Here is a 13,721-nt window from a genome sequence, read left to right as displayed (position 1 = left end):
ATACAATAGGGCACAACGTCGTGCCCCATACCGTATATCACTTGTGCCAGCCAGTGTCATCCCTATTCTTCAGGGTGCCCTCGGTCAGCAGACCATCCTGAATAAGTACCAATCGATCGGCGGTGTTGAAGACCAGGGGATCATGGGTGGCGATCAGGAGGCCAATATTGCTTTGATGCGCGATATCGCGCAACAGAAAGGTGATATCGCGTCCGGTCAGCGAGTCCAGGTTGCCGGTCGGCTCGTCGGCCACAATGAAACGCGGCAGATGAACCAGGGCGCGAGCCAGGGCGACACGCTGCTGCTCACCACCGGAAAGCTCCATGCCGCGATGTTTGGCACGCTTCCCCAGCCCGACCTTCTCCAGAGCTTCGATCGCCTGTTTGTTGCGCTGGGCCGATGGCAGGCGCGAGAGGCGTAAGGGGATCTCCACATTCTCAAGCGCGGTCAGAGAGGGAAAGAGGTGCGCATTCTGGAACATCATACCAATGCTCTCGCGGCGCAGGCGCGCCCGTTCGGTCTCACTCATCTGCAGAAGATCTTTACCCAGAATCGAGATACTTCCACTGGTAGGACTATCCAGACCAATCAAGATGTTGAGCAGGGTCGTTTTACCAGAGCCAGAGCGGCCGCGCAAAGCCACAAACTCGCCCGGCTTAATATTTAAGTCGATGCCACGCAAAGCATGCACGACACCACCGCCAGAAGGATAATCCCGCGTGATGCCACGCGCCTCAACAATGGCCTCTGTTGCAACAGCTGGTTCCATAATTACTGTTCCCTCTTTCCATTCTGGGCGTTCAATGAGGCTATCGAGACAGCGTCATTGCCATTGCCGTTGCCGTTACCATTCGTCTGATCCAGGATCGGCCAGAGCTCGACATGGTCACCGATAATTCTCACCTCGGCGCGACCATTAAAAGGTAGCGTCTCAATGGCCTCTTTCGGCAACTGTAAACGACCGGCGCGGTCAATCAGGATCGATTCGCGGTGCGTGCGGCTGGAAAGACCAATTACGGCACTCGACGTCGGCATATGGGCCTCGATCGTCTCCAGCGTGGTTTCACGGCGCACCGTCTCGGTACTGGTCCGGCCATCGCGAATAGCAATGGTACGATCCACAGCCGCCGCAATCGTGGCATCATGGGTGACGGTAATAATTGTCAGGCCCAGTTCGCGATTAAGTTGACGGAAGAGGCTGAATATCTCACCAGAGGTCACCGAGTCCAGCTCGCCTGTGGGTTCGTCCGCCAGCAACACCTTAGGATCGTTTGATAAGGCCACAGCAATAGCCGTACGTTGCTGCTCACCACCAGAGAGCTGAGTTGGCCGCTTCTGCTCTTTACCAGCCAGGCCCACCAGTTCCAACAGCTCCTTCGCCCGCTTCACACGCTGAGAAGAGCCAACCCCACTCAACATCTGCGGCAACTCAACGTTGGCCTGTGCACTCAGCTCCGGCAAGAGATTGCGTCCACTCTGCTGCCAGATCTGCCCGACGATCCGGCGCCGATAATTGATGCGCTGCGCCTGCGATAGACGTGTCAGATCATTGCCATCCACGATACAGCTACCAGCACTTGGCACATCCAAACCGCTCAAAATATTCAGGAGCGTACTTTTTCCTGAACCAGAAGCGCCCACGATCGCCATCACTTCACCAGGCGCTACTTCTAAATCAAGGCCCTGTAAAGCAACCACCTCCAGATCCGCGACCTTATATATTTTTACAAGGTTATCGCAAAGTACAATAGGGTCCGGCATGCTATCTCCTTTTTTCTCATTATGAGATCCGGTTTCTGTTCACAATCCATCAAAATAATATTCCATTAGAATAATGCATAGGAATGCAACAATGTTTTGAGGCAAGCATTTTTCTTATTTTACTCGATCCTGTCTATATACGCATACTATCTATTCGTCTATCACAGGATAGCTACACCAACAATATCATCATCAACTACTTATATACTCAAAAAAGTGCGGGAGGGCACTGAAACGAGGAGACACCCCTCGAACCCCGGCAAGAGGCTGGTCACCCCTTGCAACCCCGCTTCTCAGGCGAATTGACGAAGGCCGAACGTCAGTTCGAAAACTTCGGGATGACTCATGCCCCCTATGAAAATAAATATGATGCCAGTGCAACTTGTTGCACTGGCATCATATTTACTCTATGTCAGCAAAAGATGCTATTGTACTTTTGCGAGATCGTGTACAAGATTCGTCACATTTGGCGATCCCCAGCCAGTCAGGAGATCCCAACCGGTTCCGGCATTATATCCGGGTACACCATACAGTCCGTTATTTCCTTGCGTAATATCATGAAAGTCTTGCGCATAGGCAGGACTATTCGCAAGTGAATATAACGCAGGATTCAAGAAACCGAGCGAGCGACCTGCATATTGGTCCGCGATAGCTGTGATACCAGCCCACTGCGGTGCACCCTCACTGGTGCCACCGACATTGTAGTAGCCCTTTGTGCTTGCTCCGCGGAAGCTCATATACATCAGGACCGATGAGCCTGCAGAGGCATTATAGGCAATATCCGGCACGCCACGATGTCCATGTAGTTGCTGCTGCATAGCCGTTGGCAGCGTAGAGGTCTGATAGGAGGGCTCCTCGTAATGCTGGCTGATGCCACCACCTGTGGCAACGTAAGGTGCAACATCCCATGCAACCTCACCTCGATAGCTACCATCTGTGTTGGTCTGTAACTGGGTTCCTCCCACTGTTGTGACATAGGGAGAGGAGGCAGGGAACAGAACAGTGGGAGAAGGGAAAACGTTGTCTTGTGTCACGACATCGTTCGCAGTCCCATAGTCGCCAGAGGTAGCGAAAACGGTAACGTGCTGGGCGGCTGCTTGTTGATAGAGTGTATTGAATTTATCAAACATAAGCATATTGCTGTTGTACATCATTGCATTGCTACGCATGTATCCTTTGGTTGGTATCCCTGCATTGTAGAAAAGTGTATTCTCAGCAGTTCCCCAGCTCTGAGAAATAATATTGCCAAGATGATTATTCAGTGCATATTGCTCCAATTGAAGGAACTCAGGTAAGCCCTGAATACCCTGTGACTCATCAACAGGGCTGGTGAGCAGCACAATGTTGGCAGCTGGCGCGATTGCGTGGGCCCACTCGACATCAAGTGTGGTTTCGAGTGCCCATGAATCATCGTCTGCGACACTATCATTAAATGTGTGCACCCCTAATGGGGCAAGGATCTTGAAACCAGGGGGATCAGGAATCCCGAAGCCAGCGTCAAAGGTTTTCAAATCCTGGGTAATCGTTGGGCTACCATAGGAGTCGATGATCACAATGGTCTGGCCTTTACCTGTATAACCAGCAGTAAGAAGTGGAGTAATATTATAGATATTCTGCATCTGGTGTGGCCCGTAACAGTCAATACTGAAGTTGGCCTTGCAGTAGGCATCACCTGGTGGAACCGATCCAGCCTGGATCAACACATGACCATGCTGACTCATAAGCACCCCAGTTGATCGGGCCGCAACTCTGTGTGCTGGCACAAAGGCAAGCTCGGATGTAAGGATGACGACAGTGCTCAGAAAAATGGCAATCGTTGATAAGTAATAGAGCTGCCGGGTGGAAAATGAACGCGCAGTACGCTTCAAATGAAATCCCTTTCGATTAAAATAGCTTGATAATAGAGCTATCTTTCATACTAAAAAATTTCTATGATAATTAAATAGTGATATGTCATTTCATATTTCGTTTAACACACCATATATATTAATGCTGAGTTAAACAAAATATCACCGATAAACTATTTAATAGCCAAAAATGGTATATATAAATACAGTAAGCTGGCGTCTCTGCTGTGGAATGTGACATGGAATAATGATGTTGCATTGTGGCTGCAATCTGCTAATGTTCGTCTATTTAGACTATAATATGTGCTTACAAAAGTGCAGCAAGGTTGGTGGCCTGCGTCTTTCACATGAGGTGGATTGAGGTGAGTTGAGGAAAAATTGGCGGCAAAGTGCTCTTCAGATGTAGCAGAAGTTGCTCAATGTATGGTTGAGCAACTTCTGCTACATCTTTCGCGCCTGGCTAGCTGATGACACTCATGCTTCAACTCCTGTCTCGCGCTTCGCCCGGTTGATGGCCTCGGCAAAACCGGCAGCAGTTTAGTTGAAGGCAATTCGCCAACAATATCTTAGTGGGGTTCCACCCAACTTTTGTCTAAAGAATGGTCAATCGTGGTATGACCATTTTCGCTGCCTTTCATGATGATAATATCTTTCGCGATCGGATTACCATTGTGGTCAAAATGGATCTCGCCACTGACACCATCGACAGAGATCGTCTGCAGAACCTTCTGCATCTGCGTTCCCGTCATCTGCGACTGTCCCTGGGCCTGCAATTGCTGGCTGGCCTTGATCAGGACCAGTGTAGCATCATAGCCAAGGATGACATCCGCGTCGGTCGCATTATAACCATAGGTGCCCGGTCGATATTGTCCCGCTGGATCAAAGTCTCTGGCATAATTAATAAAGAATTGAGGATGCTGGGACTGTGAGCGCGCCTGCGCCGCAAAAGCAGTAAAGTGCAGCCGCCCATAATTCTTAAAGGCTTCCAGCGAATAGTCACCCTGCACATAGAGTGCATCACCACCTAAGACTGCCAGGCAGGATTGGCCAGCCTGGCAGGGCGGTAGCCGCTTGAGCATCACACTGGCTTCGTTAACATAACCAGCAAAGTAGATCAGGTCAGGCTTCTGCTGTAAGATATCATTCATCTGGCGATCAACCGTGCTTAGATCGCCCTTGGTATAATCATAAGGTTCGTGGATCAACTTATGCGTGCTATCCGTATAATGCTGCAGAAATGCCTGGGCCAGACTATTACTATATGGGTCGTCGGGATCGCTCAGGAGCACAACCCGTTGCGCATGCAAGACCTGTTTGGCGTAGGTAGCGGCCAGCGTTGCCTGCTGCGTATCAGTGGGTGCGACCCGGAAAAAGTAGGGCGAGCGACCGGAAAGCATATCACTGGACGCGGTTGGTGAGACCATGGGCAGATGGGCCGCGGTCAATTCCTGAAGGGCAGAAACCGCGCTCTGGCTGGTAGACCAGCCCATCACCCCAATGATCGTATGATCTTTCTGGGCCGCCTGTACCACTTGAGCGGCTATCGTATTAGGACTCGCGGCATCTACATCAGCTGAAGCAATCATCAACCTCAATAGCATGCCATGCGTTTTCGTAGCCTGAGCATTGTACTCTTTTTGCGCTACATAGGCTCCCTGCAAAATATCGCGGGCCCCGCCAATATGCTGCTGTGAGAATACCGTCCCAACCACCAGCGTAAAGTAAGGCTGCAGCGAATCCTTCACGCTTTGATTTTCTTGATAGATCAACAATTCGGCATCATTACTATCCAGGGCCAATGCCTGCTTCCACAACTCTTTTGCGCCATCGACATCCCCCTCCAGGACCTTGCTGGCCGCCTGCCGCTTCAGATCTCCATCCTGTCGGCTGGTATCAAATACCCGACTCCCATCCACACTAATCCCCACCGGAGCCCCGGTAGTAACTGCATCACTACTGCTACTTGAAAACGGCAGCGGGAAAAGCCAGCCTGACGAGACCACACAAATAGCCAGTAAGAGACAGACCGTTATCCCCCAGATCCATTTATCGCGGAACAGCCGATCCCGAAAGCGCCTGCGCGCACGATAGCGGCTCACCCGTGCCGGTGCATCCTTACTCAAAGCAGGCATTGGCAACGAAAGTTCCCGCCACGCTAACGTGCCGTGCCGCGCATCGGTTTGCCGCCAGCGCTGCTGACCAGCATCCCTGAATTGATGCTGATTATTGAGGAAGCCCAGCATAATCAACGCAAAGGCCAGCGTCAACAGGGATAAGGGCATCATCCGATTGTCCCCAATCCCTACCTGGAAAAAGATCGCGCACAGGATCATAAGCAGCAACAGCAGGCCCGAACCCTGTAACAGGAGCGCAAAGGTATGCTGAAAAGCCGCCATCCGCTGGCCCAGCACATGCTGGAACGTATCCCAGATATGCGTGGCCCGTAGCTTGCGCTTCATATCAGTCGGCAGTGGCGGCGCTTTCGCAGCCACCGACATCTGCTCCGACAATATCATGCGATAAAAATAGTCATCGACAACCTGGTATTGCGCCACCAATTCCTGACAACGAGGACAGGACTCCGCATGGAGTTCAAATGCGTGACGCTCATCCTCAGAGAAGTGCTCCACACGTGTTACCTCAAGCTTTTCAGCCCAACGATCACACATAACGTGCATAAACACATCCTCCATTGGATCATGCTCTGCATCGTTTTGACTTGACATTGACTTGCTCCTCCTCTGAAGAATAAATGCCTTCGCGCAATTTCACGCGAGCCTTGCTAATATATGCTTTTACGGTATCGGCACCCAGTTGCAACTGCACGGCAACCTCCTCCATCGTCAAATTCTCCATGTAATACCAATAGAGGCATTCACGTTGCTTGGCGGGCATAGCATCCCACATTTCGCGCATATGCATCTGTGCCAGCACCAGGCTCTCCACCTGGGGAGCCGCATCGGCCAGCTCAAATTCTGGATCAATCGGGATTGGTATCTTACGCCGCTTCAACTTCCGTCCGTGATCAAAGGCCACATTGCGGGCAATGGTATATAACCACGCTTCAAAGCGTACACAATCATGTAATGTCGGCAATTTTCGCCACGCCTTCTCAAAGGTATCCTGAACCAACTCCTCCGCAGTCTCTATATTGACATGCAGATCCTTCATAAAGAAGTGGCGAATCCTGCGATAAAAGGTATCGAATAATCGATCGGCAGCTTGCTGATTACCGTTACGCGCCTCGCTAACCAGCCACTCAAGAGAGATATCATCAGGAAGATGCGGATACATAGCCGGACTCCCTTCACTCTATGCAGAAATAGTGAGATGATCTGCACATGCTTCACCTACCGCCAAACACAACAGGCAAGCAGCCAGTCACAGCCCATTCCTTTTACCCGGTAGCATCATTGAAAAAGGACACTATTTTCTTATGACGCTCTTTGTGCCTATTAATCAACAATCTCCTTCTACAAATTTTCCACCTGCTCAATAAACCAATTGCGTGCGGCCGCATCCGCGCCCGCACATTTTTTCTAGTATTGTGATATTTGTGTTTTGCACAAATATCACAATACTAGAAAAAATGTTCAGAAACTTGAAATGTGTCATAATTTAAATCATAAAATGCATAACAAGCGTATAGAACCTGCTTTAGTGAAGAGCTTATTGCTCTCTGGGCAAATATTTTCTTGCGGCAAATAAAAAAACACAGCTAAAAAGTAGATTATCTACAATAATTTAAAAATATTCACCAAATAAGTATTGATTTTTGCTAATTGGCGTGGTATTATTCTCACATCAACAAAAAAATTATCAATTCAAAAGCAATTTTTAAAGTATAATTACAGACGAGGGATAGCGGCGGCTCAGCGCGATGGAAATAGTATAGGAGAAAGACTGGCTGACCAGTTGGACAGCTTAAGATGGACAAGGAGGATGACACAATGTATACCGAACTACAATTGCTCAACGCTACAACCGCTCACCGGGATAGGGAAATCCGCCAGGAAATCACAGACAATCAACTGGCCGGTAATCTTTCTCAACCGACCTTAGGCTCACGCGTAATCAGTACCCTGGGCCATTCGCTGGTCAACCTGGGCCAACAACTTGAGCAGGCAGCTAAACCGAAAGCTCCGGCCTTCCATGGTCCAAAAACCGGTCAACTACACGCCTGACCATCTTTCCTATGGCAGTAGGAATCAGATACACGGTAGACAAATATAAGGAGAAACACCAGTATGCATCCATTAATTACCAGAGATCCAGTGAGTGGCGAGGAACTGATTGTGACTCGCCTGGAGTGCCCGGCCAGCGGCATCACCATTGAGGGACGCTTTAGCCTGGGTTGGGTTGGTCGACTCACGCGCGAACAATTGGACTTTGTCGAGCTACTTGTTAAGTATCGCGGCAATATCCAGAAACTGGCGGCCGAGATGAATATTGCCTATAATACCGCCCGTAGCCGCCTGGATGATATCGTTACCTCCCTGGGTGGCACCCCCGAGTTCGATGGCCGCGTCGATAGACGGGTCGTCCTCGATAAACTGGCCGCCAAAGAGATCAGCGTAGAAGAGGCGATGAAACTATTGAAAGGCTAAGATCATGGCGCTATCCAAAGAGGAACGCAATCGCATTCTGACCCTGGTGGAGACTGGCCGCATCAGCGCCCTCGAAGCAGCCCAGTTATTGGATGCCTTAGAAACAGAGGTCACCAGACCACCAGAAGCTGTCCGTGAACGCACCCTGCGTATCCGCGCCACCAGCCTCAATCGGAATAAACAGCGTAAAAACTTTATTGCCAGTATGCCGGTACAACTATTAAAAACCAGTTTCCGCCTGGGAGGTTATCTCCTTCCACAACTCGATGTCCGCTCCATCGAAGATGTTCTGCGCGCCATTGAAGAAGGAAACACAGGCCGCCTCCTCGATATCCAGGATCTGGAACAGGGTGAGCGCCTCGAAGTCTTTGTTGAATAAAATTATTCTCTTTGAACCCATAAAGGAGAAATAACAGTGAAGAAATCTTTCTCGGCCAACAATATTGAAGCGATCAATTTCAAAAATATTCACGACTTTCTGAAAGTGCGTGGCTGGGACCAGCCTACCATTGAGGTTGACACAGACGAGGATTTTGCCATCGACGATCAGGCCGGAAATAGCTTAACAATATCAGATTCACATGATGGCCTGACAGTCTCGGTCCCTTATGAGACCATTGTGTATGTCTCACATGCCAATGATGGGGTCAGCATCGAAGAGGTGCGTCAGGTCATCGCACGCGATATCAATGACGACCTCAATTTGGAGGAGATCCAGGGAGATGTAACCATCACCAACCTCCATGGCGACCTCAACCTCGAAGATATCCAGGGGATCGTAACACTGGAGAATGTGGATGGTGATATATCAGGTAAAAATCTCAATGAGATTCGCTCTGAGCAGAAACTCCACGGCGACGTTTCGCTGTCTACAATCGCCAAAGTCTATCTGCAAGAGGTGGATAATGATCTTTCACTCCAGGACATCGAGGAAGCCACCATTGGTCGCGCCCGCAATGATCTGGATGTACAGGATGTCAATATCCTGCGCTGTGATGCAGTGGGCAACGATTGCCATGTGAGCGGTAAACGCGAGAGCGTTGTTACCATCGGCAACGTCGGAAACAGCCTGGAGATCCAGGAAGTGGCCCGCCTGACCGTCGATACGATTGGCGATGACTGTCGCGTCACACTGAGTCCGCAGGCTGAGATTACACTTGGCCGCATCGGCAGCGACCTTATCATTGAGAATGCCGCCCAGGTGGTGGTTGGTAGCGTGGGTAGCGATGCCCGCATTCACCACATCCAGGGCAACGTAACCTTCGGCAACATAGGTAGCGACGCCGATCTAAGCGACATCGAAGGAGAGATCCGCGCAGGCTCGATTGGCTCCGATGCAGTACTCAAGGGCGTTCGCGGACCGGTCAACGTGGGCACTATTGGCTCTGACCTGCACCTGCAAACAGACTTTGTTCCTGGCAGTACCTCCTACCTACGTGTGGGTAGTGATGCCACAATTGTCCTGCCAGCAGAAGCCAACCTGACCATCCAGGCCTCGGTCGGCGGTGATATCAGCGGTCGCTCCATCGTTTCGAACAGCATTGGAAACCGCGCCACCCTGGTCTACGGCGAGGGTGCGGCACACCTGGAACTGGCGGTCGGCGGCGATCTCAATCTGCGCAGCGATGCAGGGCCACGCAGCAGCAGTAGCGAGGGCGGAGCCTGGTGGGATGATTTCGCTAAAGATATGGCCGATTTCGGCCATGAGATGGGGACGATGGGTCGTGACCTGGGCGCAGAGATCAGCGCAGCCGTAAACAGCGCCACAGCCTCTATCCAGGCAGACATCGCTAAGGAATTTAGCCGCCAGGCCCAGCAGAAAAACACTTTTAAAGCTGAACGGCAGCGCCAGAAGGCCGAGGAGCACGCCCGTCGCGCTCGCGAGAGATCCCAGGAGCGCGCCCAGCGCGATCGTGAGAAGGCTGCCCGCTTCAATTTCCGCATCAACGAACGCGAATGGAGCATGGACCCCGAGCGCATCAATCGGATTATTGATCAGGCGCAGCGTGCCGCTTCCGAAGGGGTACTGGGAGCGATGGAGGCCGTCGAGCAGGCACTCAAAAACATGAATGTGCCGCCAGCTCGCCCGCCGGTCCCACCGACACCTCCAACCTCGCCGGTTACACCGACGCCACCGACGCCAGAGACATCGCCAGTGCCTCCTGTCCCACCGGTTCCGCCTGTTCCGCCATTTCAGGGACAGCAAACCTGGCAAGCACAGCAGGCTCCCACTGGCCGTCAGGAACTGATCTTTGATGAGCGAGCTCAGCCCGAGGTTCCAGTAGCACCCGAAGAAGAGCTACAGTCGGCACCCACCGAGGCGGCTGCCCCCGTCGACATAGAGCAGGAGCGCGAAGCCATCCTGCGCATGATCGCCGAAGGCCGCATCACTCCCGAAGAAGGAGACATGCTGCTGGAAGCGCTCGGTAACTAACCCTGGCTCAAACAAATACCAAAGAGGATGGTCCCACTGTTAGAGCGGGCCATCCTCTCTCCCATTACAACCCGCAGGGCCTCCACATCCACTCAGATCCTCATGCTTGATCCAGCAGCAGGCCGCGCTTCTCCCGCCTCAACTTGCCAGCGTTTATGCACATCAAGCCAATTCTCCACACAGCCACGCCCGCGAATAATACCAGCAACGGCTCGATAGACGCCCGGAAGCGCATATCCCCGTAGAAGATAACATTCTGCCCAATGGTGGATAAGATCACCAGATAGACGATAAGCAACTCTTTTCGATAGCCTCTCCACGTAATAATGCAACCCAGCATAGCCAGCGCGAAGATGGGGATAGTCTGGAGGGGGATCAATATAAACAAAATCTTCGCAGAGAGTCGCTGCGGAAACTCTTCCATGGGTAGGCCATGAGAATAGGTATAAGGCTGCCACATATTCTCAAAGTGGCGCGCCAATAGCAAAGGCATCTTATCCGGGTGGGAAGCAATCCATGCCAGGGCCTGGCTGGTACTCTGCTTATCGTCGGCCAGGGTATAGCTCACCTCATCATGTATCTTCGTGCCTTTGGGCGGGCTCCAAAAGCCCTGTGGTGGTTGTAATACATTATCGTTATAGACGCCGGTCAGAACTTCACCCAGCCCGGTTGCGACAAAGACGAACTGCTGTGTGAGCCGATAATTGCGATAAGTCCAGGGCACCACCAGCAATACCGCTATGCAGCAGACAATTATAACTTGCTGCCAGAGTATCCCCCGGCGCTCCCTCTTCAAGATACGCGCCACGCACAGGATGAATGCCCAGGCACAAATTACGACCAGCAAGATAACTCCATTCGGCCTCGTCAACATAGCCGCAGCAAGCAATAAGCCACTACAGAGACTCCATCGGTTCAAAGCCATTATGCGGCTGAATACAGCACGCTTTCTGGCAGTTTCAAGATCTCTGGTCAGGCAGAAACGCTGGAGTCGAAAAAGGGTATAGACGAAGCCCGTCAAGCAAAAGGTATAGAGCGCCTCCGAGTAGAGCCAGCCATCATACAAAAATAGCCCTGTATAAGTAGCCGCCATCAGGCCTGTAATCAAGGCTGTAATTTTTGTGAAGAGAGAGGCAGCAAGAAAATAAATAACCAGGCAGGTTCCACCACCAAGCAAGGCATAGAAAAGTTGGGCAAAGAGCACTTGTTTATCCGAAACATAATAGACGAGCGCTAAAATCCAGGGCCAGAGAGGAGCCCGACTCACCGTCGAATGATAGCCATGTACACAATAACAGCCCTTACTCAGCAAATTGCGGGCAATATCGTCATATATACCAGCATCGAAGATAGGTTTATAGTGCAATCCAACGGTCAGGATATAAAGCAGCCTTACTAGCAGTGCGCAAACAAAAACAACAATAGCAGCTAATAATCTTTTGCTAGATACTATTACCACAACACTTTTAGATGACAAAAAACTACCTTTATTCCACATGGCCCTCAATCCTTGCTAATTTCTCTTTTTATGCACATATTATAATGCACAACAATAAAAAAAGCCCAATCCCCTTAGAAAAGGATCGAGAAGAGAATTTTGCTTTATCTGGTATTTATTATTGAACCGGGATCGGTAGATTCTTCAGGACAGATATCAGGCGTGTGATTTCTGCGTGGGTATTATAGTGGGCCAGGCCAACACGCAAGATACCGCCTTGCTCATCCAGTCCCAGGCGCTCCAGCGCCGCCAGGGCATAAAAGTTTCCGCTCCAGACATAGATCTCTTCGCGCGCCAGTTGCTCGGCAAGGGCACGGGAATTCCAGCCAGGCAGGGTAAAAGAAAACGTAGGGACGCGCTCCGCGATCCGCCTGACGTCAGTGATACCCCAGAGACGCAACCCTGGCACTGATTGCAGGCCTTCCAGCAGGGCAAGGCTCAATGAGTTCTCATAACTTTCTACCGCCTGCATTCCTGCTCTCAAAGCCAGCTCGCGACTGGCTTCCTCGGCAACGTCAGTAGCATTAACGCTCATGCCCAGCCAGGCCAGATATTCCAGAGCACCCAGCACCCCGGCAATCGATTCATAACTCTGCGTACCTGTCTCAAACTTATCAGGTGTATGTTCCCCTGCAGGCCGCACTTTATAGGCCGTCAGGCGCTCTAGCAGCTCATATTTACCATACAGGATACCCGTATGCGGTCCAAAGAACTTATAGGCGGAACAGGCCAGAAGATCACAATCCAGGGTCTGCACATCAATGCTTTTATGCGGCGCATACTGTACAGCATCCACAAAACAGAGCGCCCCCACTTGATGAGCCAGCCGTACTACCTGCTGTACATTATTGATCGTGCCAACCGCATTTGAGGCATAGCCGACCGCAACCAGTTTGGTCCGTGGTGTGATCGCCTCCTCCATCGCCTGCATATCCAATGTACAATCTTCGGCATGGAAATCGACCCAGCGCACCTTACAGCCACGATCCTCAGCAATCCAGAGCCAGGGCGCGATATTAGCATCATGGTCCAGGCGCGTCACCACCAGTTCATCGCCAGGCTCCAGTAAGCGCGCGATACTGCGGCTGATATTAAAGGTCAGGCTGGTCATATTCTGGCCAAAGATAATCTCTTCGGGGCGGGCCGCACCTAAAAAGGCAGCTACCGCCTCACGAGCCTCCGCCACCACGGCATCCGACGCCTGACTGGTGCGAAAAGCACCGCCATGATTGGCATTCGAGTGCAGAAAATATTGCTGCATGCGCTCTACCACTTCTTGCGCCACCTGAGTACCACCGGGATTATCAAAAAAGGTCGCGCCGGTAGCAAGAGATGGAAAATGGGCACGCACGGTATCAATGTTGAGCATAAAAAATCCTCCGAGGATGGGTGAAATTGAAAAACGGCACAGCTCATTGTATCACGGGAGCTCTGGTATATAGCATCATCAGGGAGGAGGCTTATACTACCAGTAGAGGTGCCATGATGAGGCAAAATGTAGTTTAAAGTGTCACTTGATTGTTGAGTGATACGTGTAACAAGAAACGAACGAATAACTATCATTGATATAGAGA

The 13,721-nt window shown here is 51.1% G+C and carries 11 protein-coding genes; 4 read left to right on the top strand and 7 right to left on the bottom strand.

Translation table 11 applies throughout. The features are described 5' to 3' along the window. Positions 1–37: 37 nt before the first annotated feature. The 5 genes from EL645_RS16990 to EL645_RS16970 form a co-directional block, all read right to left on the bottom strand. Positions 38–769, bottom strand: coding sequence for an ABC transporter ATP-binding protein (locus tag EL645_RS16990; RefSeq protein ID WP_126551625.1), 732 nt, complete (start codon positions 767–769; stop codon positions 38–40). Between the two features lie 2 nt (positions 770–771). Further along, the gene (locus EL645_RS16985; RefSeq protein ID WP_126551624.1) at positions 772–1,761 is read right to left on the bottom strand and encodes an ABC transporter ATP-binding protein; all 990 of its coding nucleotides are present in this window, start codon (positions 1,759–1,761) and stop codon (positions 772–774) included. A 425-nt stretch (positions 1,762–2,186) separates the two neighbouring features. Then, positions 2,187–3,629, bottom strand: a complete 1,443-nt coding sequence (locus EL645_RS16980; protein WP_126551623.1) for a S53 family peptidase — start codon at positions 3,627–3,629, stop codon at positions 2,187–2,189. Positions 3,630–4,174: 545 nt separating this feature from the next. Beyond that, positions 4,175–6,334 carry a branched-chain amino acid ABC transporter substrate-binding protein gene (locus tag EL645_RS16975; RefSeq protein ID WP_126551622.1) on the bottom strand — a complete coding sequence of 720 codons (2,160 nt, stop codon included), beginning with the start codon at positions 6,332–6,334 and terminating at the stop codon, positions 4,175–4,177. Further along, positions 6,306–6,902 carry an RNA polymerase sigma factor gene (locus tag EL645_RS16970; RefSeq protein ID WP_126551621.1) on the bottom strand — a complete coding sequence of 199 codons (597 nt, stop codon included), beginning with the start codon at positions 6,900–6,902 and terminating at the stop codon, positions 6,306–6,308. Before EL645_RS16970 ends, EL645_RS16975 begins: the two co-directional genes overlap by 29 nt. Before the next feature lie 656 nt (positions 6,903–7,558). Between EL645_RS16970 and EL645_RS16965 the strand changes: the two genes are divergently transcribed. The 4 genes from EL645_RS16965 (at position 7,559) to EL645_RS16950 (ending at position 10,649) form a co-directional block, all read left to right on the top strand. After that, on the top strand, positions 7,559–7,792 hold the full coding sequence (locus EL645_RS16965) for a hypothetical protein (RefSeq protein ID WP_126551620.1): 234 nt from the start codon (positions 7,559–7,561) through the stop codon (positions 7,790–7,792). 63 nt (positions 7,793–7,855) lie between these two features. Beyond that, the gene (locus tag EL645_RS16960) at positions 7,856–8,215 is read left to right on the top strand and encodes a DUF2089 domain-containing protein (protein ID WP_126551619.1); all 360 of its coding nucleotides are present in this window, start codon (positions 7,856–7,858) and stop codon (positions 8,213–8,215) included. Between the two features lie 4 nt (positions 8,216–8,219). Then, a complete protein-coding gene (locus EL645_RS16955; protein WP_126551618.1) occupies positions 8,220–8,594 on the top strand; it encodes an SHOCT-like domain-containing protein in 375 nt (124 codons plus the stop codon). A gap of 36 nt (positions 8,595–8,630) precedes the next feature. Then, positions 8,631–10,649, top strand: a complete 2,019-nt coding sequence (locus EL645_RS16950; protein ID WP_126551617.1) for a cell envelope integrity TolA family protein — start codon at positions 8,631–8,633, stop codon at positions 10,647–10,649. Positions 10,650–10,749: 100 nt separating this feature from the next. Here EL645_RS16950 and EL645_RS16945 read toward each other — a convergent pair whose 3' ends face one another. Next, a complete protein-coding gene (locus EL645_RS16945; RefSeq protein WP_161977424.1) occupies positions 10,750–12,126 on the bottom strand; it encodes an ArnT family glycosyltransferase in 1,377 nt (458 codons plus the stop codon). A 139-nt stretch (positions 12,127–12,265) separates the two neighbouring features. Next, positions 12,266–13,516: a cysteine desulfurase-like protein gene (locus tag EL645_RS16940; protein ID WP_126551615.1), complete on the bottom strand. Its 1,251-nt coding sequence runs from the start codon at positions 13,514–13,516 to the stop codon at positions 12,266–12,268. Between the last annotated feature and the right edge of the window lie 205 nt (positions 13,517–13,721).

The organism is Dictyobacter kobayashii, assembly GCF_003967555.1.
GTDB classification, from domain to species: domain Bacteria; phylum Chloroflexota; class Ktedonobacteria; order Ktedonobacterales; family Ktedonobacteraceae; genus Dictyobacter; species Dictyobacter kobayashii.
This window is presented reverse-complemented; position numbering and strand designations above follow the sequence as displayed.

Bases quoted from the DNA above. Each gene is read 5' to 3' on its own strand.
- EL645_RS16990 (WP_126551625.1), bottom strand. From the start codon at position 769: ATGGAACCAGCTGTTGCAACAGAGGCCATTGTTGAGGCGCGTGGCATC.
- EL645_RS16940 (WP_126551615.1), bottom strand. From the start codon at position 13,516: ATGCTCAACATTGATACCGTGCGTGCCCATTTTCCATCTCTTGCTACC.
- EL645_RS16965 (WP_126551620.1), top strand. From the start codon at position 7,559: ATGTATACCGAACTACAATTGCTCAACGCTACAACCGCTCACCGGGAT.
- EL645_RS16975 (WP_126551622.1), bottom strand. From the start codon at position 6,334: ATGTCAAGTCAAAACGATGCAGAGCATGATCCAATGGAGGATGTGTTT.
- EL645_RS16985 (WP_126551624.1), bottom strand. From the start codon at position 1,761: ATGCCGGACCCTATTGTACTTTGCGATAACCTTGTAAAAATATATAAG.
- EL645_RS16955 (WP_126551618.1), top strand. From the start codon at position 8,220: ATGGCGCTATCCAAAGAGGAACGCAATCGCATTCTGACCCTGGTGGAG.
- EL645_RS16960 (WP_126551619.1), top strand. From the start codon at position 7,856: ATGCATCCATTAATTACCAGAGATCCAGTGAGTGGCGAGGAACTGATT.
- EL645_RS16970 (WP_126551621.1), bottom strand. From the start codon at position 6,902: ATGTATCCGCATCTTCCTGATGATATCTCTCTTGAGTGGCTGGTTAGC.